Here is a 26,789-nt window from a genome sequence, read left to right as displayed (position 1 = left end):
TTTTGAAAGGAACTTCTAATAGGCGTTTTAGAGATCTATCCTGTCGCCAACATTTTTTAAACCGATATTACAGGGCTTTGGCTTTCTATGCTTTTTTTAGAAACGGTATTAATTATCCCTGAGGGGAGAAAATTAAGAGATTGTTCCCGATTAAATCGTCAAACTTAACTCATCCATGACCTATAGTCTCAGAATTGCCGATATTCCCAGCAGCGAACGACCTCGCGAACGATTGCTGAGCTTGGGAGCCAGACATTTATCAACGGCTGAATTGTTAGCCATTTTACTCGCTACGGGTCAAGGAAAGGGAAAACTCTCTGCGATCGGCTTAGGACAGTACATTTTACAAGAATTAAGCAAGCACAAGCGCGAGCCTCTGGATGTTTTGAGAGATATCAGCCCTCAAGAGTTGATGGCGATTCCAGGAATTGGACCTGCAAAAGCTACAACTATTCTTGCTGCTGTTGAATTGGGCAAACGATCGTTTCAAATACGACCGATGGAAAAGGTTGTGATAGACAGTCCCGATGCAGCAGCAGCAGCGATTAGTCTAGATTTGATGTGGCAGCAACAAGAGCGATTTGCCGTCATTTTGTTAGATGTCAAGAACCGTCTCATTGGTACTAAAGTGGTAACCATCGGTACTGCCACTGAAACATTAGTTCATCCTCGCGAGATTTTCCGCGAAGTTATCAAACAAGGAGCAACGAAGCTCATTATCGCTCACAATCATCCTTCTGGTAACTTAGAACCGAGTCGAGAAGATATTTCTTTAACGGAGCAGTTATTACAAGGGGCGCAATATTTAAGGATTCCACTTTTGGATCACTTAATCGTCGGCAATGGCGATCGTCAAAGTTTGCGACAGATAACCAATCTGTGGGAGAAATACCCTCAAAACGATTGATAGTTGAGGTTTATGTTAAGCTTGGAGGAAGAAGGGCGATTGGCACAGGGGTAGCGCACTTCCTTCACACGGAAGGGGTCACTGGTTCAAATCCAGTATCGCCCATTTTTACGTTTGATATAACTGGTTAGCGATCGCCCGCTTAACTCAACTGTGCCACAATCTGATTTCTCAGTAGTGTTTCTTGTCTCAGTAAATCTTCCACGTTAATTCGCAAGAAACGCTGTTCGTCTACCCACAATTGCAATTTAATACGATCGCTTCCCGGACTCCCCGCAGGATTTAGTTGCGCGATCGTTCTTGCCCCATCGCGATCGTTGAGAGGGCGAACCGTGGTTTCGCCACTGCCAACGGAACGAGTTACCAAGCGATCGCCTTCAAAATATACTTCCGTTCCTCCCGTGTCTGCACCCAATTCACCGATAATTAATTCGATGCTGGGTTGATTTTCCACAGAGGCACCCAAGGTCAATTCAACGGGATTGTCCATCGGATAAGGTTGCCCTGCCCTAATAATCGGATGCCAGCTATGGGCGTTTTTGCGGCGATTCCAGTAGCGAATTCCGTAACTGTGATAAAGAAAGTCTTTTAATTCAAATCCTTGGGCTAATTGCAACGCGCCCAATGCGATCGCTTCAAAGGGGCGATCGCAGCGAATTTTAGCTTCATCAAAGTATTGTTTGACCCAATTTTGTACGGCAGGAATTTGTACCGTTCCTCCCACCAATAACACGGCATCGATATTGGTTATTTCAATGCCATTGCGTCTTGCTTGCTGCAAGACTTGAGTCATTAATTCGTCTAATTGCTCAAAAAATTGCTGTTGTTTGAGAATTTCTTCAAAGCGATCGCGTTCTAATGCTAATTCGTAACTCTCAAAAGTTTCATCATTAAAATAAACTTCAGTTGCTTGTGTTTGAGAAGAGAGTTGAATCTTTAGTCGTTCTGCCAAACGAGTTGTTAAAGGAGATTTTGGCAATCCTTGTGTTTGAGCAAAATAATCGACTAACCAATAATCGAGATCGGAACCCCCTAAATTCGTGCCTGCTTTGGCTAAAACGCGGGCGAGTTTAGCTTTTTGTCCCGAATTATTGCCAAAGAATTTTTCGCCCCATTTAAGAATAAAGCCCTGCGTTTTTTGTTTGTTATCTAAGTCCAACTGAACTAAAGAAAGGTCGATCGTTCCGCCGCCAAAATCGACGACTAAAAGCAAATTTTCATCTGTCGTACCGTACCCCAGCGCCGCTGCCGTCGGTTCGTCGAGAATTCTAATTTGTTCGATCGCCCAAGATTGACAGACTTGAGTCAACCAACTGCGATAGGTTTCAAAGCTATCGACGGGGACCGTGAGGACGAGAGAGTCCGGAGTTTGGGAGGTTTCGTCTTTGAGTTGGTTAATTAACGTCGTTAAAAACCATTCCCCGACTCGTTCAAAAGTGACGATTTTTTCATCTAATTCTGGCAAAAACCCTTGTATTTGCGCGCCGATTCCTCGCTTGAAGCTGCGGAAGAAGCGGGGATCGCTGGCGAGATCCAAACCGCGATCGCGTACTGTCTGTCCCGCGACGATCTTAGCGCGACTGGCATCTTCTACATACACCAAACTGGGAATCAGAGGGGGATTATCTCCCAGTTGTTGGGACAGTCCCGATAGTTTTACGGTTTCGGGCTTTTCGGTTACTGCGTTCCAACGGGTAATAACGGTGTTACTGGTACCGAAATCGATGGCGTAGGACACTTTTCAGTTATTAGTGGTCAATTATCAGTTATCAGTGTTACATAATTTATCCTCTAGCAGAGCTATGAGTTCGGAGTTGGGAACGATCTTCTTCCAACCCCGAATTCACCTTCAAGGTAACTCCTCTGGTTGGGATGAACTGCCATTATTCGGATCTAGCTGCTGGCGAACATCGTCGATCGCGCTATTGAGTTGAGCTATTTTATCTTCTAGGCGGCGACGCGCCCTTTCCATGCTTTCTTCTGTCTCGAATTTAGCCCCTTGACCGGGCGAAAGCAAAGACCGATCGTCTTGGCTGGGTTCTTGAGATTGCCGACGAGTAGCTACGACTGCTCCCAGTACGCCGCCGACTGCGCCGCCGACGATCGCTCCTAAGAAAAATCCTGCGGCAAAACCATCACGCTGACTCATAGTTCTTTTCCCTACTGTATCTACAATAATGCGATCGCTCAGGTTCCGAAGGCGCGATCGCCTGCATCTCCTAACCCCGGTACGATATAACCTTTACTATTTAGTCCTTCATCAATGATAGCGGTGTAGATATTCAAGCTAGGATATTTTTCGCTCAATTGTCGCAGAGCGGGCGGTGCAGCCACGACAGAGATAATCCGTATCAGTGCCGGATCTCCTCCCCGACGGGTAATTTCTGCCATTGCCGTCATAATCGAACCTCCCGTTGCCAGCATTGGCTCTAAAATCAACACTCGCGTCTCGCAAGCAAACTGTTCTGGCAATTTGTTTAAATAACAACTAGGCTGCAAGGTTTCTTCGTTGCGGACTATTCCCAGATGGTAAATTGAAGCCAGAGGAAGCAGTACCTGCGCTCCATCCAACAAAGCGAGTCCGGCGCGGAGAATGGGAACGACTGCGACGGGAACTTCCGGATCGATCAGCGTAGCCGAACATTCAGCTAGCGGGGTTTGTACGGTTGCCTCCAGCGTCGGCAGCCAGTGGCGGGCGGCTTCGTAGGTTAACCAGCGTCCTAATTCCGTCATCGCGGTTTTGAAGAGGACTGAGGGCGTATTTGCATCGCGAGCAACTGCCAACCAGTGTTTAATCAAGGGATGGTCGGGGACGTATACTCGTAATTGTAAAGTCATTCGATTTTAGATGTTAGATTTTGGATGATAAAAGCAAAGGGGAGTCAAAAGTTGACAGTTAAAAGGCAAAATTAATTTTTCCTTTTCTTTTTTCCTTTATTTGCTCCCCACACCACGATTAACGGAACTCAAATAGCCTATTATCTGGCTGATTGCTAACGAATCGTTGTAGTTGGTTCAACGACTGATTGTAACCGATAATTGCCTGTAGGAACTCGCTGCGAGCTTCGGTCAGATCCCGTTGCGAGTTAATTACATCTGTTTGGGTGCCGACTCCGGCTTGGAAACGCAAGCGAGCTAGTCGCAGCGATTCTTCAGCCCGTTGCACGTTGAGCCGAGTTGTTTCGATATTTTCTTGATTGGCGATGAGTTCATAGTATGCTGTTTCGACCTGCGTGCGAATTTGGTTGCGCTGTCTGGCGAAGGCATTGTTAGCCAGGTCGATATTTCTATCTGCCTGCCTCGCTCTAGCAAAAGCTGCTCCGCCATCGAAAAGCGTCCAGCGCATTCTGGCTCCAAAGCTATAGCCGTCGCCAATCCCAAACTCGTCATCGAAATTGTCTCGGAAATTGTATTGGGCAAAGAAATCAACTTGCGGTTTAATGTCGGCTAGTGCAATCGTTCGATCGCGTTCGCTAATTTCTCTCTGTAAGAGCTGCTGCTCTAATTCGGCTCGATTTTTATAGGCTTGGACGATACTTTCTTCTAGAGACAACGGCCATCTGCCAGCCTCTTTGATTTCATCGGCAGCCGTCAGCTCGACTTGCTGACCTACGCTCAAGACTTCTGCCAGATTCCGCCTAGCCGTGCGTTGCGCTGAAATGGCTCTGGTTAACTGTTGGTTTGCCCTGGCTAAGTCTACTTCAGATCGCAACGTATCGAAGCGCGTTCCCAAACCAGCCTGTTCGAGGAGTTGGGCATCGCGCAAACTCTGAGTGGCATCTTCTACGGCTGCTTGAGCGATCGCAACCTGAGCGTCGGCATTTTGCAATAGGTAATATCTGTCAGTCGCGTTAAAGCGGGTTTCTTCGGCAAGGCGTTCTACATCTAACTCGCTTTGACGCAAGGCACGTTCCGCTCGTTCGATCTGCGCGCCTCTGCGCCCTCCCGTGTATATGTTGTAGCTCAGTTCGAGGTTTCCCTGGAAATTCGTACTTTCTTCAAACCCTTGCTCGGGTTCGCCTACGGTTTGTCCGGTAAAGGGATTTACTTGTCCTGGGATGTTAGTTGTTTGTCCGCTGCGATCGAACTGGACTTGAGTGGACAGGTTGGGTAACAGAGCGGCTTGAGCTTCTTGCAACTCAGCCTGCCGACGTTCTAGGGTAATTCGGGCTTCCCGAAGGTCTTTGTTATTGCGCAGTGCCAGTTCGATCGCTTGATTGAGGGTAATAGGCTGAACGTTTTCGATGTCAACTTCTTCTGGTTTGGTTGGAAATTGTAGCGGATTAGCGCTCGGATCGAGATTTTCTGGGGCTGGCTCATCTTTGCGAGTCTCGGCAGGCGCTTGAGAGGGTTGAGCTGGCTCTAATCCGGGAAGTGACTCCCTAGCTGGAGGAGCTGGCTGCTCTTGCATCTGCGCTACGTTGGTGTTCCGATGCTCGACTTGAGATAGCTTCTCGAATTTAGTGCGAGGGGGCGATACTGTCTGTGCAGTTGCCGATGTTCCCCAAACAAGGGTTAGGATTGCACCGACACTGGCTGTCATGAGATAACGAATAACTAACATTGGCTCTAGTATAGGTTTCGTTCTTAACAGGTAATTATGCAAGAAAATCTGAAGTCATCTAGCAAGAACGATTAGATTTTGAAACAGACTTCTTGCTAAATAGCTTAAAGCTTATTTAATCGGTAATGAATTGAAAATTCAAGGAAATGGTTCCTTCATCCAAACTTTCGTAGCGATCTCCTCCCACTTTCCCCTACAGGCGTATGGTCATGCCCCCTTGTGCCTTTATCTTTGTTATAGGAAGTGAAATGGGATTAAGCGATCGCTACTCCTTCCCGTCGAGGATCGCCACGTCCTTCCATGCTTCCGTCGGGTTTTTTTCTGACTGCATGAACGCCGCCAAAGAACATATTTTTCTCTTGCCACAAAACAACTTGAGTGGCTTCTGGCAGGCGCGATCGTTCGAGAGTTTCTGCTCCAAACATAGGTTCGACGCTGAATATATTATTTTCCCAATGCACTCTCGGATTTTCTACAGCTTCTGCGAGCGATAAGTTAAAATCTAATAAGTTAGAAATGACTTGTAAAATTGCCGTTCTAATCCGATTGGAACCGCCCGAACCCAGTACTAATTCTGGTTTTCCGTCTCTTAAAACGATGGTTGGCGACATCATCGAAGAAATGCGGCGATCGCATTCCCAATTATGAAAGCCAAGGGGATTTAAATCGGCTTCTCCGAGCATGTTATTGAGCATGATTCCCGTTCCTGGGATGACATAGGAAGACCCTTCTCCGTTAGAAACGGTAACGCTTGCGGCATTTCCTTCGCTATCGAGGACGCTGATATGAGTGGTGTTGCCTAATTTGTTGACGGCAGCATCTAATTGCGATCGATACTGTTCTAAATACCGTTCGTCGAGAAAATGTTGCTCTATATTCTTTTGATAGAGGCGACTATCGTAATTATGTTTTCTCGCTTCATTAGTCAGGCGCATGACTTGAGCTAATATTTCCAAATGTTGAGAGGTGCCAAATTCAATTTGACTCAGATCGAATATTTCTAAAAGTTTGAGGGCAAAAGCAATTAACGTTCCGCCCGAACTCGGTGGAGGATTGGTCAGTAATTCCCAGCCACGATAGCGAATTTTTAGCGGTTTCCTGACAAGAACTCGATAATTTTCAAGATCTTCTAGAGTTAAATATCCCGCGTCTGACAAGTCTTTCACTAATTGATGAGCAATGTCTCCTTCATAAAATATTTTGATTCCAGAGCGAGATATTTCAGTTAAAGTCGCCGCTAAATCTTTCATGTAGCAGATTTGTCCGGCAGTCAATAATTTCCCATCTGGCGCATAAATTTGACGAGATTCGGGATATCTTGTCAAAATCGGTTCGAGTAATTTAAAGGTAAAACTATTAAAATGATTAACAATAAATCCATTTTGGGCACAATCGATCGCGGGTTGGACGACGACTTCAAAGGGCAATTTTCCCAATTTTTGATGAACTTTCCAGATTCCTGCTAAATTTCCAGGCGTTGCGATCGAACCTAGTCCTATATGAAACGTCTGAATTTCGCCGCCAAAGTTAACATGAATGGGATAGAAATCAATTTTTTCTACAGGTTTTTTATGACGGGGAGTTTGACAAAAAAAATCAAATAAAATACTTTGATTATCTTTAGTATGAGCCAGGAGAAAACCGCCGCCAGCTGGAGAGGAAAGAACCGATTCTGCAACAAATGCCGTTAAGACAGCCGCGATCGCAGCATCAAAAGCATTCCCGCCTAAGGCAAACATTGCTTGCCCCGCCTCGGCAGTTTTTTGATGTCCAGCAGCAATAACCCCTCGATTTTTCTGGCTCATTTCTCTTCGCTTTTTCCACGTTGGCAAATAGTTAGCGATCAATACTTATTATCTGTACCAGGCTTCTATCAGTTTTTGCAACACAACCAGTTTAGTGCGAGAGAAATAATTCTAAACTTCTAAAATCTTTTATTCTGTATTGTTTACTTCTGTTCTCCTGGAGGGATAAAGCGTATTTCTATCCTGCGCCTATTTTCATCAGGATTGCGATCGCGCGGAGCTAATTGTCCTGATGATAAATACAATTGTGCCGCAGAATAGGCTCTAAATTTTATATTTTTTAAACGACTTGTTTTTTCTAATTCTTTTACCACAGCTAAGGCTCGCATTAACCCTAAATCTACATTAGAGCCTGGTTTGAGTTTATTAAAAGCTTGACGACCTTGAGCTATTTCTTCTAGGGTACTATCTAAATTGCTGGTTTTGTTAATTTCCTGACCGTCAGTATGACCGATGACTTGAATAAAATCAATCTCCCGTTCCTTGGCAATCTCTTCAATTTTTGGCGCGATCGCAGTTTGAATATAGCTTGTCAGTTCGGTTGTTAACTCAGCACTTCCCGATTTAAATTTAAATTTTCCTGACTGCTCGTCTATGATGATAGGGGAAGCCGCCTGCAAGCGTTGGTTTAATTCTAAAACTTGCAATAGAACGAGTAACAAGAAAAAACTTATAATCATGAAAGCATTAGACATTAAATCCGTAAAAGATTGAAAGATATTTACGGATTCATCGTCTTGAGCATATAGCGAGCGTCTGGTCATTATAGAACTCCTGAGTGATTACTTTTTCTCTCTAAGAATTTTTATGGTTAGTTTTTCCATTAAATCCTGATGAGTCTAAACGATCTCTTTTTAGTTCTTCTAATTTATTGAATTTAGAAGGAACTTCGCTATTTTTATGAATATATTGCGCTAATTGATAGAACAATTCCCGACTTTGCTCGTTACTACGTTTAGTTTCTCTCTCTATCACTGTTGTAATTCGCTCTCCCCAAAACTGGAAATTACTTTCCGTCTGTTTAGTATTTTCTTTCAAAGTGTTGACTAGATTAGTCAAATTAGATTTTGTCTCAATAAGCTCGCTGATATATCGAGCAAATTTATCGGCTAATATTTGAATTTGTTTACTATTATTACCTAACTGTTTATCAGTATTAGCGATAAAGCGATCGCCTAGTTTCTGTAACTCAAGATTGGTATTTTGTTCATTTTCTTTTAAAATTTTAATTAAATTATTCAGTTCAACCTGAATGTGATTCAAACTATCTTTTTCATTGGTTAGTCTGGTTTCAGTTAAGTCTATTATTTTAGCTGACTGTTGGTTTAAGCCACTTATTCTATCTCCTAAATCTACCATTCTTTGAACAGAGTTTTGTAGGTTCGTTATGACTATTTCTATCGATTGGGTAGATTGATTCAAAGTTGATGCCGCTTGAGCAAACTGATTTTGCATAGTAGCTAGATCGGTTGTAGCTGCTGATAATTTATCAGCAAACTGACTTTGTTTAATTGTTTCTGATGCTTCAAGGAAACTCGTTGCACTATTTTGTAGTTTCGCTGAGGATTCTTGCAGTTGATTATAAACTTTCTCAGCTAATTTGGTAGCTTTCTGATTGTTGTCAATAAGTTTATGCATATTATTTCCAAGAAATGCAGTTGACTGAGAAAACGCTTTTTGAGTTTTTGCTAAATCTGCGGTAATAGTTTCTAAATTTTCAGAGAATTTGCTCTTTTCAATCTTTTCAGAAGCTTCTAGAAAAACAAGGGCACTATTTTCCAATGTTTGACAAGATTTTTGGAAATGAGGAACAATATCAGCAATACTCTCTACTTGTTTGTCTAAAAATGAGGCAGCTTCTTGAAAAGTATTAGCACTCCTAGCCAATGTACCAGAAGATTCAAGAAATCTCTCATAAACTTCTCTAGCTAATGCATTAGATATTTTGTTCTCTTCAGCAATTTTATCTGCTGCGCGTCCCAAGGTTGACTCTAAGACTTGCCCGACTTTTTCATGAAATCTAGTTAAGAACTCATGTTGCTGTTCTACCATTCGATTTACAGCTTTATCGAGGCGTGAATCGCCTTGAACTTTGGATTTAAAAATATTGTCAAGATAATCTTCTAAAGAACTAATTAGTCGAACTTTTGCTAAATTAGTATTGCAGCGAAGGTTAATGACGATCAAAAATGAACTGCAAACAAGAGCAATCAGGCTAGTAATGAAAGCAATTCCCATACTTTGCAGAGGAGTCTGCAATTGCTGGACTAAACTACTAACATCATTCTCTATCCCGTTAATGGTTTGACTCAGATTGTATAAGTTAAGCGTTATGCCTAAAAAAGTACCTAACAGTCCAAAAGCAAGCAGTAAATTAGGTAGTATTTTGCAAAAATGATCCCATTGTTCGCAGCGAAGGGAAAAACCAAAAAAGCGAAACTTTTCTTGACTGTAAACTCCGTCAATTAAAGCTGCTGTATTAACCTGTTCTAGTTGAGTAATAGATTCTTTGTATCTTTTCTCTAGTTCCTCAACAATTTTAGGTTGTATGCCACGGCTTTCTCCCGATCTTAAAAGTCGTATGACTTTATTTGCCAGATCGTTTAAATACTTGTAAATAGACAAACGTATTAAAAAGCTAGCAAAAGAGGGAATAATGACAAAAACAACAGTAAGAAAAATTAGATAAGGAGGAAAAAGTTTTATCCATTCAAGCATGAATTGAACTCCTAAAATAAGTTTATAGATCTAATAATTGCTTTTTGAGAGCTTTGAATTCTTCTTCGGTAAGATCGCCTTCTTTTTTCATTTGAATTAATTCTCTAAGTTTTTGCATAGCTTCTAGATCGTTTACTTTTTGGTTATTGGATGGAGAATTTTGAGACGGTTTTTCTGTTAGTTCAAACTCTAATTCATATACTGGTTCTAGTTGTGTATTAATATTGTTGTTTCCAGCGCGATCGCCACTTCTTTCTGAACTGGGAGTAAGGAGATTTGTTGAAGGTATATTAGTAGGTGGTAGCGGACGTTTTTGTATAATTTCCTCTTGAACATGGCGCAAAATTCGCACGACAATTCCTTCTTTTGCTGGAGTGTCGATGGTAGCTTTTACGCCGACTACAGTAGCTTTTTCAGGAAAATTTGGATCGTATTCAGACAAGCGATCGACTTTTCTGACAAATTCTCGTAGTTTAGGTAAATAATAATTATCCCAGCGATCGTTTTGTATTTTTATTTCATGAATTGCCTTATCTCTCAATTCTTTTAAAGCCTTAGTCATGTCTTGTAAATTTGCCAGTTGTTCTAAAGCTTCATTCCAGATATAACTGAGTTCGACAGTCTCATATAAATTACGTAATCCATCATAGTATTGAAATTCATATTTTTGAGTTTCCGGGTTTTCTTCCAACAAATTAAAGGCTAAACAAGTATAAAAAATATCTTGCAATTCTTCCATCTTCCTAGCATCGGGAGGAATGATGTCAATAAATGTTTTGCGATAGTCGTTATGCAACAAAATAGATTCATACTTTTGTTGGCGATTATATTGTTCTCTCATCTGCTGGAGACCACTAATTAGTCTCAGAGGAAATGCAGCATATTCATTAATTATGACAATTTCGTCTTCCGTTTGAGTCGGTTTGAGAACGTTATCTGCAATGCCTAAATTTCTAGTTAGTAAATCTCTAAATTGTTTAACTTCTCGTTCGTCTGTATCCTTAAAACCAATTATTTTAAAACTTTTACCTGCCTCATTAAAAAAGTAAGGTGCGCTTAAATTGAGGGGAAGCAAGGGATCGGCTTCTCGAATAATTTGTGCTAGACGAGTCTCCCCATCTGAAAAAGGATATTTTTGCAGGAAACGCTTAATGACTGACTGAACTATATTCAAAGTACGAGAACCAAATAAACTCTCAACTATCTCATCAATTTTCTCTTGTAGTTGTTTTTCATCGATTAAGCGATCCTGGGTTAAAAAGTGAATTAAAGACTCTCCTAAGTTAATTGGTTCGGTAATTTTGGCACTGACGGCAATTAATTGCGATCGCCGTTCGTTATTGGCAAGAAGACTTTCGTAACATTCATTCGTATCTTTATCGGCAAAAATAGCCTCTCCATTCATTCGATCTTCATTCAAGTGTTCTAGATCGTCACCTCTTTTCTCGTAGTCAGTTTGTAAGATTTTTAATAAGTTGTCAAAATTATTAGCTTGGGTAGCGATCGCCTGCACTATTTGCTGTAAATTTTTGACAATTTTTAGGGCTTCTTGGTTAAGTGCATAATCAAAATTATGTTTGGTTAGCTTACAAACATCTTGAAGAACTCTCATAGATTCTTCTTGGAACTGGCTATTTTTTTGAGTATTAATCCCAAACAAACCTTTTTTTTGTTCGATATCTTGAAGGATTTGACTCGCATCTTGCCATTTTCTTTCAACATCCTCTATGCAATACAGATTGCTAAGATTCTGAAGCTTATCTTCTAAATTTCTTTGATATTTATTCAGTTCTGTAAGCAAAGCTTCTAACCAACTACGAGTACTGCTTAAGGAAAAATCAGCATTAGCAGGATTGAGTAAATCGGTTAAAAACTGCATGATATCTTGTTGAAATTTCGCTGCAACGCGATGATTTATTTGTTGTAGAGTTGTTAGCCACACTCCCCTAGTGCTTTCAGTTTCCCCTGGCTGAACTTTGCGAAATTGAGAGCGAAAATCTCCTGGCAACTGCTGAATTAGTTTTTGGCGATCGCTTTGATTTTGACACGCCAAAATTCGTTGTTCTAATTGATTTTTCCAGTTATTAATCGTCTGGACGAAAGTTTTATTATTATCTTGAGCAGCTTCTTCTAGTTTGAGAGTAAAAATATCTCTACCATCTCTGTCAGAACGCCAATTAAGCAAAAACCTTTCTAATAAAGCTTGAGTATCTGGACTTTGCCCTTCGCCATTTAACCAGAAAGATAATAGCTTTAATTTAATATGATTTAAAGAAACTTGAACGGTTAAATCGCGAGGAAAATAAATTTTTGCGAGTCCAAAAGTTAAATAACGCTGCACGTTACGGCGAGGATGCTCATCTGTTCTAGAAAGTTTTTCCAGAAAATTATTTTTTTGTCCTTGAATGATTGGCGATAATTCATCAGCAAAATCTAAATAAATTTTATGAGCAATAATATTAGAAAGCTTGCTTTTTTCAATGATTTTATGATCGTTGGCAGTTTGGTTTGAAACCAAATAAACAAAATCAAAAGGCGGACGAGTTTCATTGACATCAATTAAGTGTTGAGAGTCGTAACGTGCTTCAAACGTAGTATTTTCAGAAGCATAATAATTCAATTCCTTTAATGCCGCATAAGTATTGGCATTCATACTAGGAGTATTGCCATATAACTCTGGACTAATTATTAAGTAACCAACAATTTGATTTTCTTTATCGCTATAAGCCCGCCTGAGACTATAAGCGACATCTAAAAACATGCCGCTTCCCGTTCCCCCACATAGAGAACCGACGACAAAAATATTCAGTCCCGGTTCGAGAATAAGCCCTTTTTCGAGGAGTTTTTTGTCATGTCCTCTGGTGCAATTTTCGGCTGTTTCAATGGCTTTTTGAATCTTGCGATAATTTTGAAAAAAGGCTAATCTTCCTACAGGTCTAATCCCGCTTGCTCCATCTTCTATGGCTTTGATATTCTTGAGAAGCTGTGGGGCAAACCAGCACCCAATGCGATCGTAAGGTCCCTCTCTTTCATAGATCGAACGACGTTCCAAACCTTGAGCTAAATCGTTAACTTCTTGACTGCTCATTGTCGCTATAACTTTTTCGGCATCGCGGAATAAAATATCTTCGCCATGATAAGTATTCCCCGTCCGCAAGCCAGAGATTTGGCTTGCTCCTTTATCTGCATCAATATGGACAAAACTCACCACTGGTAGTTCGCTTAATTTGCCATAGCGATCGATAATTAATCGGCGAATTTGCATCAAAACATCTCGACCCGTTCCTCCTAAGCCAATACAAAGAGTCCGCTTAATTTGGCGAGATTGCTTTTCATTTTTCAAAGATTGATTTCCCATATTTTTCCTGATTAGATTATTGTTTATTGACTTGAATAATTAAATCGAAATCGCGAGATTTATAAGGGCAATTTAGTTTAATATAATTTCCCTTTAGTAGTTGACGTTGGGTAATTTCTCGACCTCGGTAAGAAATCGGTAAACTTTGGGAAATCGGTTCTAAATAAAGATTGGTTCCTTCCCGTTTTAAATATCCTCTTACTTCTGACCCAGGACAATCAATGTCGTCGCCGATCGCAAGGCTTTGTTGATGTCGTAAAAAACGAATTTGCTCCTCTTGACTATCTTCATAAGTAATTCTTAATTGCCAGGTTTTCTTGAGGCTCATTAAATATTTGATGCCCAACCCCCCGAAAACTAAGATCGCAGCCAAACTTGAGAAAAACACTAAAGCAGGAAACCATAATTGCCCAATCAAATAAGGAGTTACTAAACAGGTTTCTTTTCCGCCTGGTGCTGGGGTGCAAAATTCTTGAACGGTAGGAGCAATATCAACTACTGTAAGCTGATAGTTGTCAATGGATTGCGATCGCTTTTGCAAGGGTAAAGTATCCAGCCACTTCTTTCTTTCTTGGCTGGGGAGCGAGTTTTGTACTCGAAAGGGACTATCAGCAGGAGTTTCAATCCATACATCCGAAGCAATTCCCGGTTCGGTAAACAGAGGTGCATCTGTCAGCCAAACCACCGACTGAGGCTTGATGGATTTATTTTGGACTAGACGACATTGGTTAACTTGTGCGAGTTCTCGATAAATAAATGACTCGGCTAACTGAATATCCGTCCACTGCTGAGTTGCATTAGATTGGAAAGGAACGGTTTTTAAGATGCGATCGATTTCCTCTGGTTTTCCCTGGAAGGAAATAGCGGTTTCCAGGGAAATAGGATTAACCGTCGATGCGAGAGGGTTAACTGTTGATGCAAAAGGAACCACATAGACAGAATCTCTCTTTTGCAAGCTATCTTCAATAAGCTGACGCAGACGAATGCGCCCTTCATCATTCAAACCGACGCTCTCCGTCAGATCGATCGCCAATACAACATCTCGTCCGCGAAAAAGAGCGACTAATTCTAATCCCGCTTTTTGCCAGAAATTAAGATTTTGCTGACTGGGAGCAACTGCTTGACAGGTAGTACTCAAGGCGGTTTTGCTAAAAACTAAAGGCTACTGTCATAGAGTTCCCATAGATTTGGCAAAAGTAACAAACAGTATTAGAAGTTCAGCTTTATCGTTTGGCTCCCGCCCTATCCCTATCCTTCCTTGTCGCAGAACTGGCAAATTATTGAGAATAGATTGCAATTATATTGACAAAGGTTCTTAATAAGGCTATATTGATTCTAAAGTGTTCTCCTCTCAAGGATCGGCAGGTGGGACCGCTAAGACAGTATAAGGGCGGCTCCCCTGTTTTTTTTAGCGATAAACTATAAGCTCAGGGATCTTTTCTATATGTCTGCATAACCAATTATATGAGTGCCGTATCTTCAGCTTTCCAGTCTAACGAACCAGTGAATGCCTCAGAATACGACGTTATTGTCATAGGGTCTGGTATTGGCGGATTAGTTACCGCCACCCAGCTTGCCTCCAAAGGCGCAAAAGTCTTAGTTTTAGAGCGATATCTCATTCCGGGCGGCAGTGCTGGCTACTTTGAGCGAGAAGGCTATCGCTTCGATGTCGGAGCTTCGATGATTTTTGGCTTCGGGACTAATGGCACCACCAACCTCCTCACCCGTGCCCTCAAAGCCGTCAATATGAGTCTAGAAACCATTCCCGACTCGGTGCAGATTCACTATCACTTGCCCAACGGATTGGAGTTAAAAGTCCATCGCGATTATGAGAAATTTTTGCAAGAGTTAACCTCTCATTTCCCCCACGAACAACAAGGAATTCGCCGTTTCTACGACGAGTGCTGGAAAGTCTTTAACTGTCTCAACGCGATGGAGTTGCTTTCCCTAGAAGAACCTCGATATCTAATGCGAGTTTTCTTCCAGCATCCCTTCGCTTGTTTGGGGTTAGTCAAATACCTGCCCCAAAACGCCGGAGATATTGCCCGTCGTTACATCAGCGACCCGCAACTACTGAAATTTATCGATATGGAGTGTTATTGTTGGTCGGTCGTCCCAGCCGATCGCACTCCCATGATTAACGCAGGAATGGTCTTTTCTGACAGACATTATGGAGGAATTAACTATCCCAAAGGCGGCGTGGGTCAAATCGCTGGGAAGTTAGTCGAAGGATTGGTTAAAGCAGGCAGCGAAATTCAGTATGGAGCGAGAGTTACGCAAATTATCCTTGAGGATGGCACAGCAGTCGGCGTTAAATTAGCCAACGGGAAACAATATCGGGCGAAGCGGATTGTTTCTAACGCCACTCGTTGGGACACATTTGAGAAATTGCTGCCGTCTGAGGCGATGCCTGCTTCCGAAAAACGGTGGCAAAAGCGGTATCAGAAATCACCTAGTTTTCTAAGTCTGCATTTAGGGGTCAACTCAGAAGTCCTACCGTCGGGAACGGATTGCCACCACATTTTATTGGAAGATTGGGAGAAGATGGAAGACGAGGAGGGAACGATTTTTGTCTCGATTCCGACTTTGCTCGACCCGGATTTAGCGCCGCCGGAACATCATATCATTCACACATTTACGCCTAGCTGGATGGAACAATGGCAGGGACTCTCCCCAAAAGAGTATCAACACAAGAAGGAAGAAGCAGCAGAACGTATAATTAAGAGGTTGGAGAAAATTTTTCCCGGTTTGACTGCTGGATTAGATTATCAGGAGGTGGGAACGCCACGCACTCATCGCCGCTTCTTGGGTCGCGATGACGGGACATACGGACCGATCCCTCGCGGCAAGTTAGCAGGTTTGTTAGGAATGCCGTTTAACCGAACTGCTATTCCCGGACTCTATTGCGTAGGAGATAGTACTTTTCCGGGACAGGGGTTAAATGCGGTGGCATTTTCGGGGTTTGCCTGCGGTCATCGCATAGCAGTGGATTTAGGACTTTAGTTAGTTTCTAGTAAGCTAATTTTATGCCTGGCTGCCGAATTCCGTGGATTTACGCTTGGGATAAGCATGAGAGAAGCGGATGATTGAGGGATAAAGAAATCAGTCTGATGAATCTAGCAAAGACAATCGGATCGAGCAGTCTGGCTATTTCGCCCTGGTTCAGCAGAAATATTGTGCAACTGAAATGTCTTATCCCGCCGAGTCTAACCAGCTAGCCTACCAGCTCATGAAACTAATTCAATCGAGCATCGGTGCTCGATCGCTCTTTTCGGAAATGGCTCGTACCGTAGGGCAAACATTCGGAGCGGATGTTTGCTTATTCGTAGCGAGTACCAGTGCTAGACCAAAGATTCAGGCAGGTTTTTGGGATAACAAAGATTCCTCGATACTTCCTTTTGAGATAACCAAACAGTTTTTTTCCCATCCTCCGATCGCAGATATTTTAACCAGAATCGAGCCGTTAGAGATTGCCGATCTTCAGGCGACTCTAAATCCCGCGACGGACGGCATGAATGTTGCGCCGCCTGGGTTTCTTGCTTCTGCGTCGGTACGAGATCGGGAGCGGGCTATGGCAGATTGGTTAAACAACATGCCGCTACGCGCCCTGCTGGGAATAACGACATACTTTCAAGAAAATGCCAATGGAATAATTGTGGTCGGATATTGGCAACCCCATCAATGGACGGCAAAAGAGCATCAATGGTTACAAGTAGCTGCTGAAGTTGGAGCGATCGCTTATCATATCTCTCAATTGGAGAAAGTGACAAAAATTAATCTTGCGAAAGACTCTCTATCAGGAACGAGCAAGGTTTTTCCCCTGGAGAGCAACCAATTGTTTAAAAAATGGTACGACCTAACTCACCAACAACTCGAACAGCAGCGACATTTAAATCAACTTCAAGACGAAATTATTACTGCTATCAGCGATCGCGCTAGAAATCCCTTGGCGAGTATGAAACTGGCGATAGAAATGCTCAGTAAAGATCGCAGTCAATCCCTGCCGCCAGAATCTCAAGCAAGGTACTGGGATATTCTCAAACAAGAATGGCAGCGACTGAACGATTTGATTAATAACATCGTGACTCTCAAGAAATTAGAGTCCCACGAAGTCGTCTTTAAGCCCGAAGCAGTTGCCCTCAAACCCCCGATCGAAGAATTAGTTCGGTTATTTCAACAGCAGTGGCAAGAAGATCGGCGCAAGCAATTAACGATCGCGATTGCTCCGCAATCGGACTTGTCGCTGATTGCCTATACCGATCCCCAACATCTGCGCAGTATTTTGAGCGAACTGTTGACCAATGCTGGCAAATTTTCCTTACCGGGGACGACAGTATCTCTGAGCGTTAGAGAAGAGGAAGGTCAAGTTGCGATCGCGGCGAGCAACATCAGTCGCGGGATTTCTGCTCAAGAGAGGGTTTATATTTTTGAACCGTTTCGTCGAGGAGAAGACGCGATCGAGCAGTCGATACCTGGAGTTGGATTGGGATTGTCTCTAATCAAAAGGTTAGTCGAGCTTCTCAATGGTAAGATTGAGGTTGCTAGCCGTCCTACGGATAATTCAGATACTCATGTTACTTCTTTTACTCTTACGCTACCTCAATTTTGCGATCGCCAGACTTAGATAATTGTCATGCTCGTCAGGAGTGGAAAGTCTAAATTCCTAAGTTGGCAACGCCATCAATATTCTCCCCTCGCGCGTCAGCTTGAAGTTTTTAGTGTCGTTACCCAATTTCTCTTTTACTTGGGATGGGATAAGTTCGCCGGAAATAACGACTCTAGGCGGAGGCATCGCCGTGCTCAGTGGTTAGTCAAACAATTAGTTCGTTTAGGACCCACTTTTATTAAAATCGGACAATCGCTCTCTACCCGCGCCGATCTCCTTCCCATAGAGTACGTACAGGAATTACAGCAATTACAAGATCGAGTGCCGCCATTTGAGATTGCAGAAGCGATCGCCGTTATCGAATCCGAATTAGGTAAACCGATCGATTTTCTATTTCAAGCGTTTGAGTCTACACCCCTAGCATCTGCGAGTTTGGGACAAGTTCATAAAGCGAGACTGCATACGGGAGAAGAAGTTGTCGTCAAAGTTCAGCGTCCGGGATTAGAAGAACTGTTTAATTTAGATTTTGAAGTTCTCCATCAACTGATCAGAGCGGGAAAACGTTATTTACCGGCTCTAAAAAAGTACGATTTAGAAGCAATTTATGAGGAGTTTTTTGAACTGCTTTTTTTAGAAATCGACTATATTCACGAAGGCAAAAATGCCGATCGCTTCCAAGAAAACTTTAAAAATCATGCTCGCATTAAAGTTCCCAAAGTTTATTGGCAATACACGACCAAAAAGGTACTTACTTTAGAATATCTACCTGGTATTAAAATTGACGATCGCCAAAGTTTAGAAGCAAAAGGAATTAATCTCGACGAAATTATTCAATTAGGAATTTGTTCTTATCTCAAACAGTTATTGCAAGATGGCTTTTTTCAATCCGATCCCCATCCCGGCAATATGGCAGTTAGTAGTAGCGGTGACCTAATTTTTTATGATTTTGGCACGATGGCAGAAGTGAAGTCAGTTGCTAAAGACCAAATGATAGAAACATTTTTTGCCGTCCTCAGAAAAGATACTGATAAAGTCGTTGAAACGATGATTTATATGGGGTTAATCGAACCAATGCGAGATCTGACTCCCGTTAAACGAATCGTTGCTTTTTTATTAGAAGAATTTCGCGATAAACCCGTCGATATTAAAGCTTTCGAGCGAGTGGGAGAAGAAGTTTATTTGATGTTTAAACAGCAACCTTTTCGCCTTCCCGCTCAGATGACTTTTATTATTAAATCAATTACTACCCTCGATGGCATCGCTCGTGCCCTCGATCCCCAATATAATTTATTAGCAGCGAGCCAACCTTTTGTCCGAAGTCTTGCTGTTTCTAATGGTAAAGGAAGTTTAGTCAGCACATTGGCAAAACAAGCTAGAGAATTTATTAAAAATAAATGGCAGCAACCTAACACTACTGAAAGATATCTGCGACGGTTGGAAGAAAAAATCGAGCGGGGAGAATTGCAGTTACGAATTCGTTCCTTAGAAAACGAACGAACCCTCAAACGAATTTATATGGCAATTAAAAGTTTAATTTATGCCTGCTTGACCGGGTTGACCTTGCTGTCTGCAACAGTTTTGCTATCAACGGCATACAGTAAATTTGCCATTATTGCTTTTGGGGGAGCGGGACTGTTTAGTTTATTTTTACTGCGTTCTTTAATTGCTTTAGCGCTTCAAGAAAAGCTCGATCGATTGGCGGATAAATAATTAAATATTAACTGTTCGATCGCTGGGACTTCTGCTGTTTCGAGCTAGAAAAGCGATCGAGCAGATCCAAAAAAGCGTCGTACTTGGGGGCACTATCTTGCTCGACGTATTCCAATATTCCCCAACTGCCCCATTTACTAGGCTGACCGATGTCGCTGAAGTTAACAAACAATCCGCCACCTAACTCAAACCATTTCTTGAGGTACTCCTTATAGATCTTTCCCATGCGCGGGTTGCGATTTGCCTGAATAAACAACTCGGTAATGGCATCGTTATTTTCGACTCCATTAACTCCCGCCAAATGCTGACCGCCTTCATAGGCGAGAAGCTGTAAATTTTCTTGTCGGGCCAACTCGGCATGAGTCTCAATCCAGTTATAGGCTTGTTGCAAGGCACCGCCGGAGGGACCGTCACTCAAGACCCCTCCTTTGGCGATCTCCTCAAAAAGCAAATCGAGTCCGCCATCGGCTTCAAGCGTCCAAATAACTACTTGGTCTTGATGCTTTGGCGAACCTAGATAACCGCCGAAGTAGGGAGCGATCGCGATCGCATCGATGCCGTATTTTTGATGAGATAGCGGGCGATCGCTTCGTGGATAAGAGAGTGCATCCTTAACTACTTGGGGATTAGCAGCTTGTCCCGCCATGACTCCGATGACTCGATCTTTGTCTTTCCCAAAAACCCGATCCCAGATCTTGGTAATTTCTGTGGTGCGCTTGCCGTACCAACGCATTGCTTTGGTGTAGTCGGAGCCTTGAGTGCCGCTAAAATATGCTTTTCCCTGCTGCAAAGCCCAACGATTTTGTGGAAATTTTCCATTCCAGACCTCGTTTGAATACTCTACATAGACTTTGCGTCCCGGTTCGAGATGGTCTTTGACGTAGCGAGCAAAGTTGGCGACGTATTCGTCGCTTGCCATGTGCGGCATGGTAAACCAGGGGTCGCTATTGGTGCGATTGGAGAGTTCGACCATGAGTTCCACAGGAACGCCCTTGATGGAGTATCTAGCGTCTTGCGGAGTCGGGCGATCGCTCCATTGACGCTGGGTAGAACCGTTGGTCGCCATCCAATCCATAAAACGGAAGACTTTAAAAGCTTTGACTTTCTCGATAAAGTCGGGATTGAAGATTTGACGTTGGTAGCTGTTTTCGTCAGCGATGGGAACGACGCGGATGTTGCGAAGGTAGTTGCCTGTTCTGTTGGGGTCGGTGGCGGTAATTTTTAACCAGATGCCAGCATTGGAGGGAGTGACATCGATAACATCTCGCCCAAAACGAGAGGCAGCTTGATTTTTTTTAGCGTCAAAGCCGTATTCAATCGTACCTTGTCCTTGATAGAGAACGACGTATTGTCCGCCGGGATAACGTCCTTGTAGATCTCGGAACATGAGGGTACCGACGCTAGTGTATTGAGAACCGCTGCCGGTACGGGGTAGAGATTTGACCCAGCCATTTTCGTCTAAATCTAACCGATCCGATTCTTTGGTATCCCACACTTTCTCATTTTGCGTTATCCAAGCTCCAGAGGATTTAAATGCATCGAGAAAAGGGTGTTGAGACGACCAGTAGCTGATGCTGCTGAGATTGGTTCCTATGGATGGTTCGCTTTTGACGGTTGGAGTAACTGGGTTTTTAGATTTTGAGATTTGCGGTAATGGAGTCTCAAGTTTTGAGGCAGGCGGGGAATCGAAATTCGAGATGAGATAGGAAACGATTAAGACTGAGATAGCGGCGATCGCAAAAATTATCGCAAACTTATATTTTCTCATCATCTTATTGGAGTTGAGTACCAAGCCTAACCTCAGTTTTGTTTAGAGCGTGAAATTGACAAGGGTTTCTCCTCAGCAAGCGCCACGCTTGTTGAAGACTACCGCAATCGTTTTGACAATTAAACTGATGTCATACAGGATCGACCATTGACGTTGGTAGTGAAGATCCATTTCGACGATCGATTCGAAATCTTTGATGTTGGATCTGCCTTTGACTTGCCACTCCCCAGTAATTCCCGGTTTGACTTTTAAACGCTCCCAATGGTGATTTTCGTAGTGCTTAACTTCATCTAGCGTTGGCGGTCGCGTACCGACAAGACTCATGTCTCCCATCAACACGTTCCAAAACTGCGGAAACTCGTCCAAACTGGTGCGGCGCAGAAATCTCCCAACTTTGGTGATGCGCGGGTCATTTTCATTTTTGAAGATGTGTCCGCTAGCTTCATTTTCGACAAGATGTTTCATTTGGTCAGCACCGACTACCATCGAGCGAAACTTCCAAATTTGGAAAGGTTTTCCGTTCAAACCGCAACGGATCTGACTATATAGTAGCGGACCTGGGTCGAAAACTGCCATGGCGATCGCAACCGCGATCGCGATCCCCGCGGTCAGTACCAAGCCTGCTATTGCCCCTACAATATCGATTAAGCGCTTCACTTTACTTGTGACTGAGGGATGTACCAAACCGGAATAAAAATCCCAACTGTCACCAACAAGCCCCTCTTGGGATAAATACTTGAGTAATTGAGCGTCAATCTCTGAAATTTCGGAGACTTTAGGGTAAGAAACCATTTTTCAGCGTTTTAACACTCCTTAACACCTTACTTATATCAATGAAGATATAGGAATAATGTTCGCGATCGCGTATACACAGTGTATACAGAGAAGCCAGATTTTGCCTTGCTCGCGTAAAAGATGTTGCTAGCTTTGTTTGTTGAATAAATTTTTTTTATTGTATGGTTGATAACAAAAAACTACAAAAAATCTCGATTTTCTGGTAAGGTATTGTTTCTTTTGAAGTTAGTAAGCAAGGACGGACAAAGCCCGGTGCAAGCGCCGGAGCTAGGCGTGTATTCTTAAATCTTGTCTTTTAAAAAGCAAAAATACAAGGAAAATTTACAGAAAAAGGCTATAATAGCGACGACAAATTTTCACTAGGAAACCGTAACAACCTTTTGTTTGCGAATTACTAATGGCAGAAACTAAATTTGACTCTCTGACTCGCAGAAAAATTCCGAGTCGAACTCTTGAAGGTGACTTGTCAGAAAGCGGCATAGTTCCCCTTGCTGGTGAAGTATCCGATGACGGACTGCTAAGAGACTTGCCGTCTAAAGAGACTTCTGAGATAGAAACGGCAAATGCACAAACAGCTTCAGGCGAGCAGAATGAGGCAAACGATCAGGCAACTGATGGAAGTTCCGAGAACACTTCCACTCCGCCAAGCGATAGCGCTCCTACAGCCAACGACGACCAGAGTACGACCCTTCCCGATACTCCAGTAACGATTCCGGCTACAGATTTATTGAAAAATGACAGCGATCCCAATGGCGACTCTTTGAAAATAGCGGAGGTAACTAATCCCACTAACGGCGAGGTTGCTTTGGATAATGAGGGAAATGTTGTCTTCACGCCTACAGCGGGTTTTACTGGCGATGCCAGTTTTCAATACACTGTCGATGACGGTAGCGGGGGACGAGATGCTGCGACAGTAACTGTTTCTGTTGCCCCTGCCCAGTCAGGCTCCCTACAGATAGGCACCAATTTGAGCGGGATTGCCTATTATTCGACCCAACAGCCCTTTATTAATGCTTTCAAATCTGCTAAAGCTTGGGTAACTCAGAACGATCGAACTTTTGATACTGGGGAATCGAAGCTCTTAGATCTCGATGAAAACGGTTGGGTTAGATCGCTACCAGCACCGGAAGCAGCACCTCAATACGATTCTGTCGGTACCATACTCTTTAGAAACCAAGGAGAGTATCTCTATCCCGGCGGACAGTACGTCGTACTTTATGATGGAGAAGGAAGTCTCGAATACGGCTTTGATGCCAAAAAAGATGAAGCTGCTTCCACTCCGGGCAGAGACGTGATTAATGTCACCCCTTCTCAAAGCGGTATTTTTCTGAGAATCACTGCTACCGATCCCAATAACAATGGCAATTATATCCGTAACATTCGGGTGATTCCCGCCAATGCCGAAAATACCTATCAAACTGAACCTTTTAACCCAGCCTTTCTAGAAAAAACCCAGCCCTTTGCCGCATTGCGCTTTATGGACTGGATGGACACCAATAATTCCGAGCAAAAGGAGTGGAGCGATCGCCCAACGCCAGACAATGCAAAATATGATATCAAGGGCGTGCCAGTCGAAACAATGGTCGAGCTGGCTAACCGAATTGATAGCGATCCGTGGTTTACCATGCCGCACATGGCAAGCGACGAGTATATCGCCAACTTTGCCCAGTATGTCGAAAACAATCTCGAACCGGGACGCAAAGTTTACGTGGAACTTTCCAATGAAGTTTGGAATCCCGACTTTGCTCAACATCAATATGCCCTAGAGCAGGCAAAACAGGAATTTCCAAATTCTGGCGAGAACGACTTCAATCTGAGATTGGACTGGTACGGCAAACGTTCCACTGAAGTGTTCGGAATTTGGGAGCGGGTGTTTGCGGATAATCCAGACCGTGTCGTTGGCGTAATTGGAGCGCAATCTGCCAACATAGCAACCGCTGAAAGAGTTCTTGAATATGCCTGGGCATCCAATCCTCAAACCAATAAGGAATACGGTGTCGATGCGATCGCGATCGCTCCCTATATTGGATACGAACTGGGCACTCGTAAGAATGCCAGTGAAGTCGAAAGTTGGACGAAAGATTCAGATGGCGGACTCAATAAGCTGTTTGATGAAATTACCCAAGGAGGTGTCCTCAGCAACGGATATGAAGGAGGATCGCTCAAACAAGCCTACGATCGGATAGCAGCTTACTCAGCTTTAGCAAAGCGAGAAGGGTTAGAGTTGCTCGGCGCTGAAAGCGGTCAGAGTCTCGTAGGCATACAAGGGGTCGAAAATAATGCAGCGATTACCAACCTGTTTGCTAAGGCCAACCAAGATCCTCGAATAGGAGAAATCTACCGACAGTATTACGATAAATGGAACGAGTTAGGCGGTGGTTTAATAGCCCACTTTAGCGATATCTCTCTTCCCAACAAATTCAATACTTTTGGAGCGCTAGAACATGTCAATCAACCGGGGTCTCCCAAATACGATGCCTTGATATCTTTAATCGATGCAGCATCCTCGCCAACATAAAGCTCAAAAGTAGGGGGTCGAGAACTGCCCCTACATGTTCTGCGCTCTAAACCTTGGGAGAAGATTTCGCGCTAGCGATGTTAACCCAATTGGGAGGACTTGCTTGCGCTACGGCTTTAAAGTTATCGCAAGACAGCTCTAGTCCCAACCAAGACCCCAGCACGGTCAAATCTTCATCAAAAATAGCTTTCAGTCGTTCTATTTGTTCGGGTTGCAGTTCTGGCTTCTTTTTCATCGTCCATAAACTTTTTGCCCAATTGCGAAAGTTTTTAGGCACGAACTGCTTTCGCAAATCGCTCAACAGAGGCGCTTCGACTAGAAAATCCCGCCAATTACTCTTGCGCATGCGTTCGACAGAAACGTTCTGAGCGCTCAATTGGGTGTCCCAAACGGGTTGACCCGCGTAACCGATAAACTGACAAACCCGATCGAGTTCTTGCTGGGGAAATTTAATCGCTCGCTCGAAAAATACGGGTAGGACTCGCTCTCGACCAAAAGCTTCAAAATAGGGTTCGAGTTGTCTGCTGTATCGGCTGTACTCGATGAGTTCTGGATGTTTTGCGATCGCTCGATTAATATCGACGGAAATTACCCGTTGAGTCCACTCGTGAATATACTGAGATACCAAGCGATCGATGGGGTGGCGCATCACATAAATCAGCTTGACATCCGGTCGATGTTGCTTGATGCGTTCGATAGTTTTGGGATAGGTTGGTAGCTTGGTGTAGTGAGTACTCGATTCCCCTCGAAGAGCGCCTACTGGGGCTGACTCGAAATGGGATAAATACCATTCTATGCCCTTAGCATACTGGTCGTCGTCGCTGAAAAAATTGGGTTCTTTCAACTCGGTCATAAAAATGCCCGGTTGTATGGCTAGTTGTTCGTGAAGCGTGCTAGTTGCACACTTCATCGCACCTATAATCATAAAGTCAGGAGGCTTGCTCAAGTTATTACCGCTCATTGGTTTCTATTTAACTTTTCTTAACACAAAGGAATGAAGATTGCAGAGGGTTGCGCCAGTTCGTCCAAATATCTCTAGCTGTTCGTTCGCTGATATGGGACTGTCTGTTGCCTACCAATTCGCGAACCAGCGAAACGCTGCGACCGGCTAGCCAAAATAGGTTAGCCAGCCACAATCCGGGCGCGCCATAAAATTTTCTGTAGTATCGCGATCGCGAAGCATACAAGTAGGCTGGAGGACGCTTGCGAGTTGCGATTGCCGATTTGACAGGGCTACTTCCCCCGCGCAAATGAACGACCCGAGCATAGGGGTAGTGAAGAATTTTCCATCCTGCCCTCCTAACTCGCCGGCAGTAGTCGGTATCGTCGAAATACATAAAATATCCTTCATCCATCAACCCAACCCGTTCGATAACCTCGCGCCGAATTAACGCGCAGGCAAAACTGATCCAGTCGGGTTCGATGGGAGCGTCGGCGACGGGAAGGGAAACCTCATACTTTTTGAGCAGCTTGGTAATCGGTCCGGTTGCCGCTGCATCGATCAATTCGCCGATTGGGGAATGATAGCGAAAGCAACTTCTTTGGGGCGTACCGTCGAGCCATTCCAGGCGAGGACCGATAATGCCGGCTTCTGGATGGTTATCTTTGGCACTCAGAAGCTTGGCGATCGCGCCCGGTCGCACGATCGTATCGCTATTCAATAACAGATAAGCATCGGCTGTCAAGGCTGCGATGCCCAAATTATTTCCGGCGGAAAATCCCCCATTCACTGGAGAGGCGATTACTTTTACCCATTGACTCCAGCCGTTTTCGGCAATAGCCCCTTCGATTTGCGCGATCGAGTCGTCAGCCGAGGCGTTATCAACAATCGCCACTGCATCACGACCGACTTCAATTTCAGTTTGGAGAGAAGTCAAACAGTCGATGACTAGCTTGGGAGTACGATAGTTAATGATAATTATGGCAAGACGCATCAAGGTACTCTAGATTTGAGAGAATAGATTTGAGATAAAATTGTTGAGAATCGCTTGAAATAGACTATTTTAATCGCATTGATTTTAAATTTAACACGCTTGTAGT

The 26,789-nt window shown here is 43.4% G+C and carries 18 protein-coding genes and 1 tRNA gene; 6 read left to right on the top strand and 13 right to left on the bottom strand.

Annotated features, from left to right (window positions below):
- Positions 1–175: 175 nt before the first annotated feature.
- A complete protein-coding gene (radC, locus tag NIES593_RS03435) occupies positions 176–907 on the top strand; it encodes a RadC family protein (RefSeq protein WP_073598245.1) in 732 nt (243 codons plus the stop codon).
- A gap of 33 nt (positions 908–940) precedes the next feature.
- Positions 941–1,012: transfer RNA gene (locus NIES593_RS03430), tRNA-Val, on the top strand.
- Positions 1,013–1,049: 37 nt separating this feature from the next.
- On the opposite strand, the gene NIES593_RS03425 is transcribed toward NIES593_RS03430, so the two are convergent.
- From NIES593_RS03425 to NIES593_RS03385, 9 genes are all read right to left on the bottom strand, one after another.
- Positions 1,050–2,645, bottom strand: a complete 1,596-nt coding sequence (locus NIES593_RS03425) for an Hsp70 family protein (protein ID WP_073598244.1) — start codon at positions 2,643–2,645, stop codon at positions 1,050–1,052.
- A gap of 111 nt (positions 2,646–2,756) precedes the next feature.
- A complete protein-coding gene (locus NIES593_RS03420; RefSeq protein ID WP_073598243.1) occupies positions 2,757–3,056 on the bottom strand; it encodes a ssl2009 family thylakoid membrane protein in 300 nt (99 codons plus the stop codon).
- A gap of 38 nt (positions 3,057–3,094) precedes the next feature.
- Positions 3,095–3,745, bottom strand: coding sequence for a uracil phosphoribosyltransferase (gene upp, locus NIES593_RS03415; protein ID WP_073598242.1), 651 nt, complete (start codon positions 3,743–3,745; stop codon positions 3,095–3,097).
- Positions 3,746–3,863: 118 nt separating this feature from the next.
- Complete coding sequence (locus tag NIES593_RS03410; RefSeq protein WP_073598241.1) at positions 3,864–5,471, bottom strand: TolC family protein; 1,608 nt, start codon at positions 5,469–5,471, stop codon at positions 3,864–3,866.
- Positions 5,472–5,725: 254 nt separating this feature from the next.
- Complete coding sequence (gene ggt, locus NIES593_RS03405) at positions 5,726–7,276, bottom strand: gamma-glutamyltransferase (RefSeq protein ID WP_073598240.1); 1,551 nt, start codon at positions 7,274–7,276, stop codon at positions 5,726–5,728.
- A 143-nt stretch (positions 7,277–7,419) separates the two neighbouring features.
- Positions 7,420–8,040, bottom strand: a complete 621-nt coding sequence (locus NIES593_RS03400; RefSeq protein WP_073598239.1) for an OmpA family protein — start codon at positions 8,038–8,040, stop codon at positions 7,420–7,422.
- A 31-nt stretch (positions 8,041–8,071) separates the two neighbouring features.
- Positions 8,072–9,994, bottom strand: coding sequence for a synaptonemal complex protein 1 (locus NIES593_RS03395; protein WP_073598238.1), 1,923 nt, complete (start codon positions 9,992–9,994; stop codon positions 8,072–8,074).
- 22 nt (positions 9,995–10,016) lie between these two features.
- Complete coding sequence (locus tag NIES593_RS03390; protein ID WP_073598237.1) at positions 10,017–13,352, bottom strand: tubulin-like doman-containing protein; 3,336 nt, start codon at positions 13,350–13,352, stop codon at positions 10,017–10,019.
- 16 nt (positions 13,353–13,368) lie between these two features.
- Positions 13,369–14,490, bottom strand: coding sequence for a hypothetical protein (locus NIES593_RS03385; RefSeq protein WP_073598236.1), 1,122 nt, complete (start codon positions 14,488–14,490; stop codon positions 13,369–13,371).
- Between the two features lie 326 nt (positions 14,491–14,816).
- Here NIES593_RS03385 and crtH point away from each other — a divergent pair, with 326 nt between their 5' ends.
- The 3 genes from crtH to NIES593_RS03370 all read left to right on the top strand — a co-directional run bounded on the left by crtH (position 14,817) and on the right by NIES593_RS03370 (position 19,668).
- Positions 14,817–16,355, top strand: coding sequence for a carotenoid isomerase (gene crtH, locus NIES593_RS03380; RefSeq protein WP_073598235.1), 1,539 nt, complete (start codon positions 14,817–14,819; stop codon positions 16,353–16,355).
- Positions 16,356–16,539: 184 nt separating this feature from the next.
- Complete coding sequence (locus NIES593_RS03375) at positions 16,540–17,976, top strand: sensor histidine kinase (RefSeq protein WP_073598234.1); 1,437 nt, start codon at positions 16,540–16,542, stop codon at positions 17,974–17,976.
- A 9-nt stretch (positions 17,977–17,985) separates the two neighbouring features.
- Positions 17,986–19,668 carry an ABC1 kinase family protein gene (locus NIES593_RS03370; protein WP_073598233.1) on the top strand — a complete coding sequence of 561 codons (1,683 nt, stop codon included), beginning with the start codon at positions 17,986–17,988 and terminating at the stop codon, positions 19,666–19,668.
- Between the two features lie 7 nt (positions 19,669–19,675).
- On the opposite strand, the gene NIES593_RS03365 is transcribed toward NIES593_RS03370, so the two are convergent.
- Positions 19,676–21,439, bottom strand: a complete 1,764-nt coding sequence (locus tag NIES593_RS03365) for a cellulose-binding protein (protein WP_245817255.1) — start codon at positions 21,437–21,439, stop codon at positions 19,676–19,678.
- Between the two features lie 69 nt (positions 21,440–21,508).
- Complete coding sequence (locus NIES593_RS03360; protein ID WP_139253612.1) at positions 21,509–22,228, bottom strand: sugar transferase; 720 nt, start codon at positions 22,226–22,228, stop codon at positions 21,509–21,511.
- 400 nt (positions 22,229–22,628) lie between these two features.
- Between NIES593_RS03360 and NIES593_RS03355 the strand changes: the two genes are divergently transcribed.
- Positions 22,629–24,749 (top strand): cadherin-like domain-containing protein, encoded by a 2,121-nt coding sequence (locus NIES593_RS03355; RefSeq protein ID WP_073598231.1) that lies wholly within the window; start codon positions 22,629–22,631, stop codon positions 24,747–24,749.
- Positions 24,750–24,795: 46 nt separating this feature from the next.
- On the opposite strand, the gene NIES593_RS03350 is transcribed toward NIES593_RS03355, so the two are convergent.
- Together NIES593_RS03350 and NIES593_RS03345 are read right to left on the bottom strand one after the other, a co-directional pair.
- Positions 24,796–25,710, bottom strand: coding sequence for a sulfotransferase domain-containing protein (locus NIES593_RS03350; protein WP_175561020.1), 915 nt, complete (start codon positions 25,708–25,710; stop codon positions 24,796–24,798).
- Between the two features lie 10 nt (positions 25,711–25,720).
- On the bottom strand, positions 25,721–26,683 hold the full coding sequence (locus tag NIES593_RS03345) for a glycosyltransferase family 2 protein (RefSeq protein ID WP_073598230.1): 963 nt from the start codon (positions 26,681–26,683) through the stop codon (positions 25,721–25,723).
- Between the last annotated feature and the right edge of the window lie 106 nt (positions 26,684–26,789).

The sequence above is a fragment of the Hydrococcus rivularis NIES-593 genome (genome assembly GCF_001904635.1).
Classification (GTDB): Bacteria; Cyanobacteriota; Cyanobacteriia; order Cyanobacteriales; family Microcystaceae; genus Hydrococcus; species Hydrococcus rivularis.
Note: the sequence above shows the minus strand (reverse complement) of the source record. Positions and strands in the feature narration are given on the sequence as shown.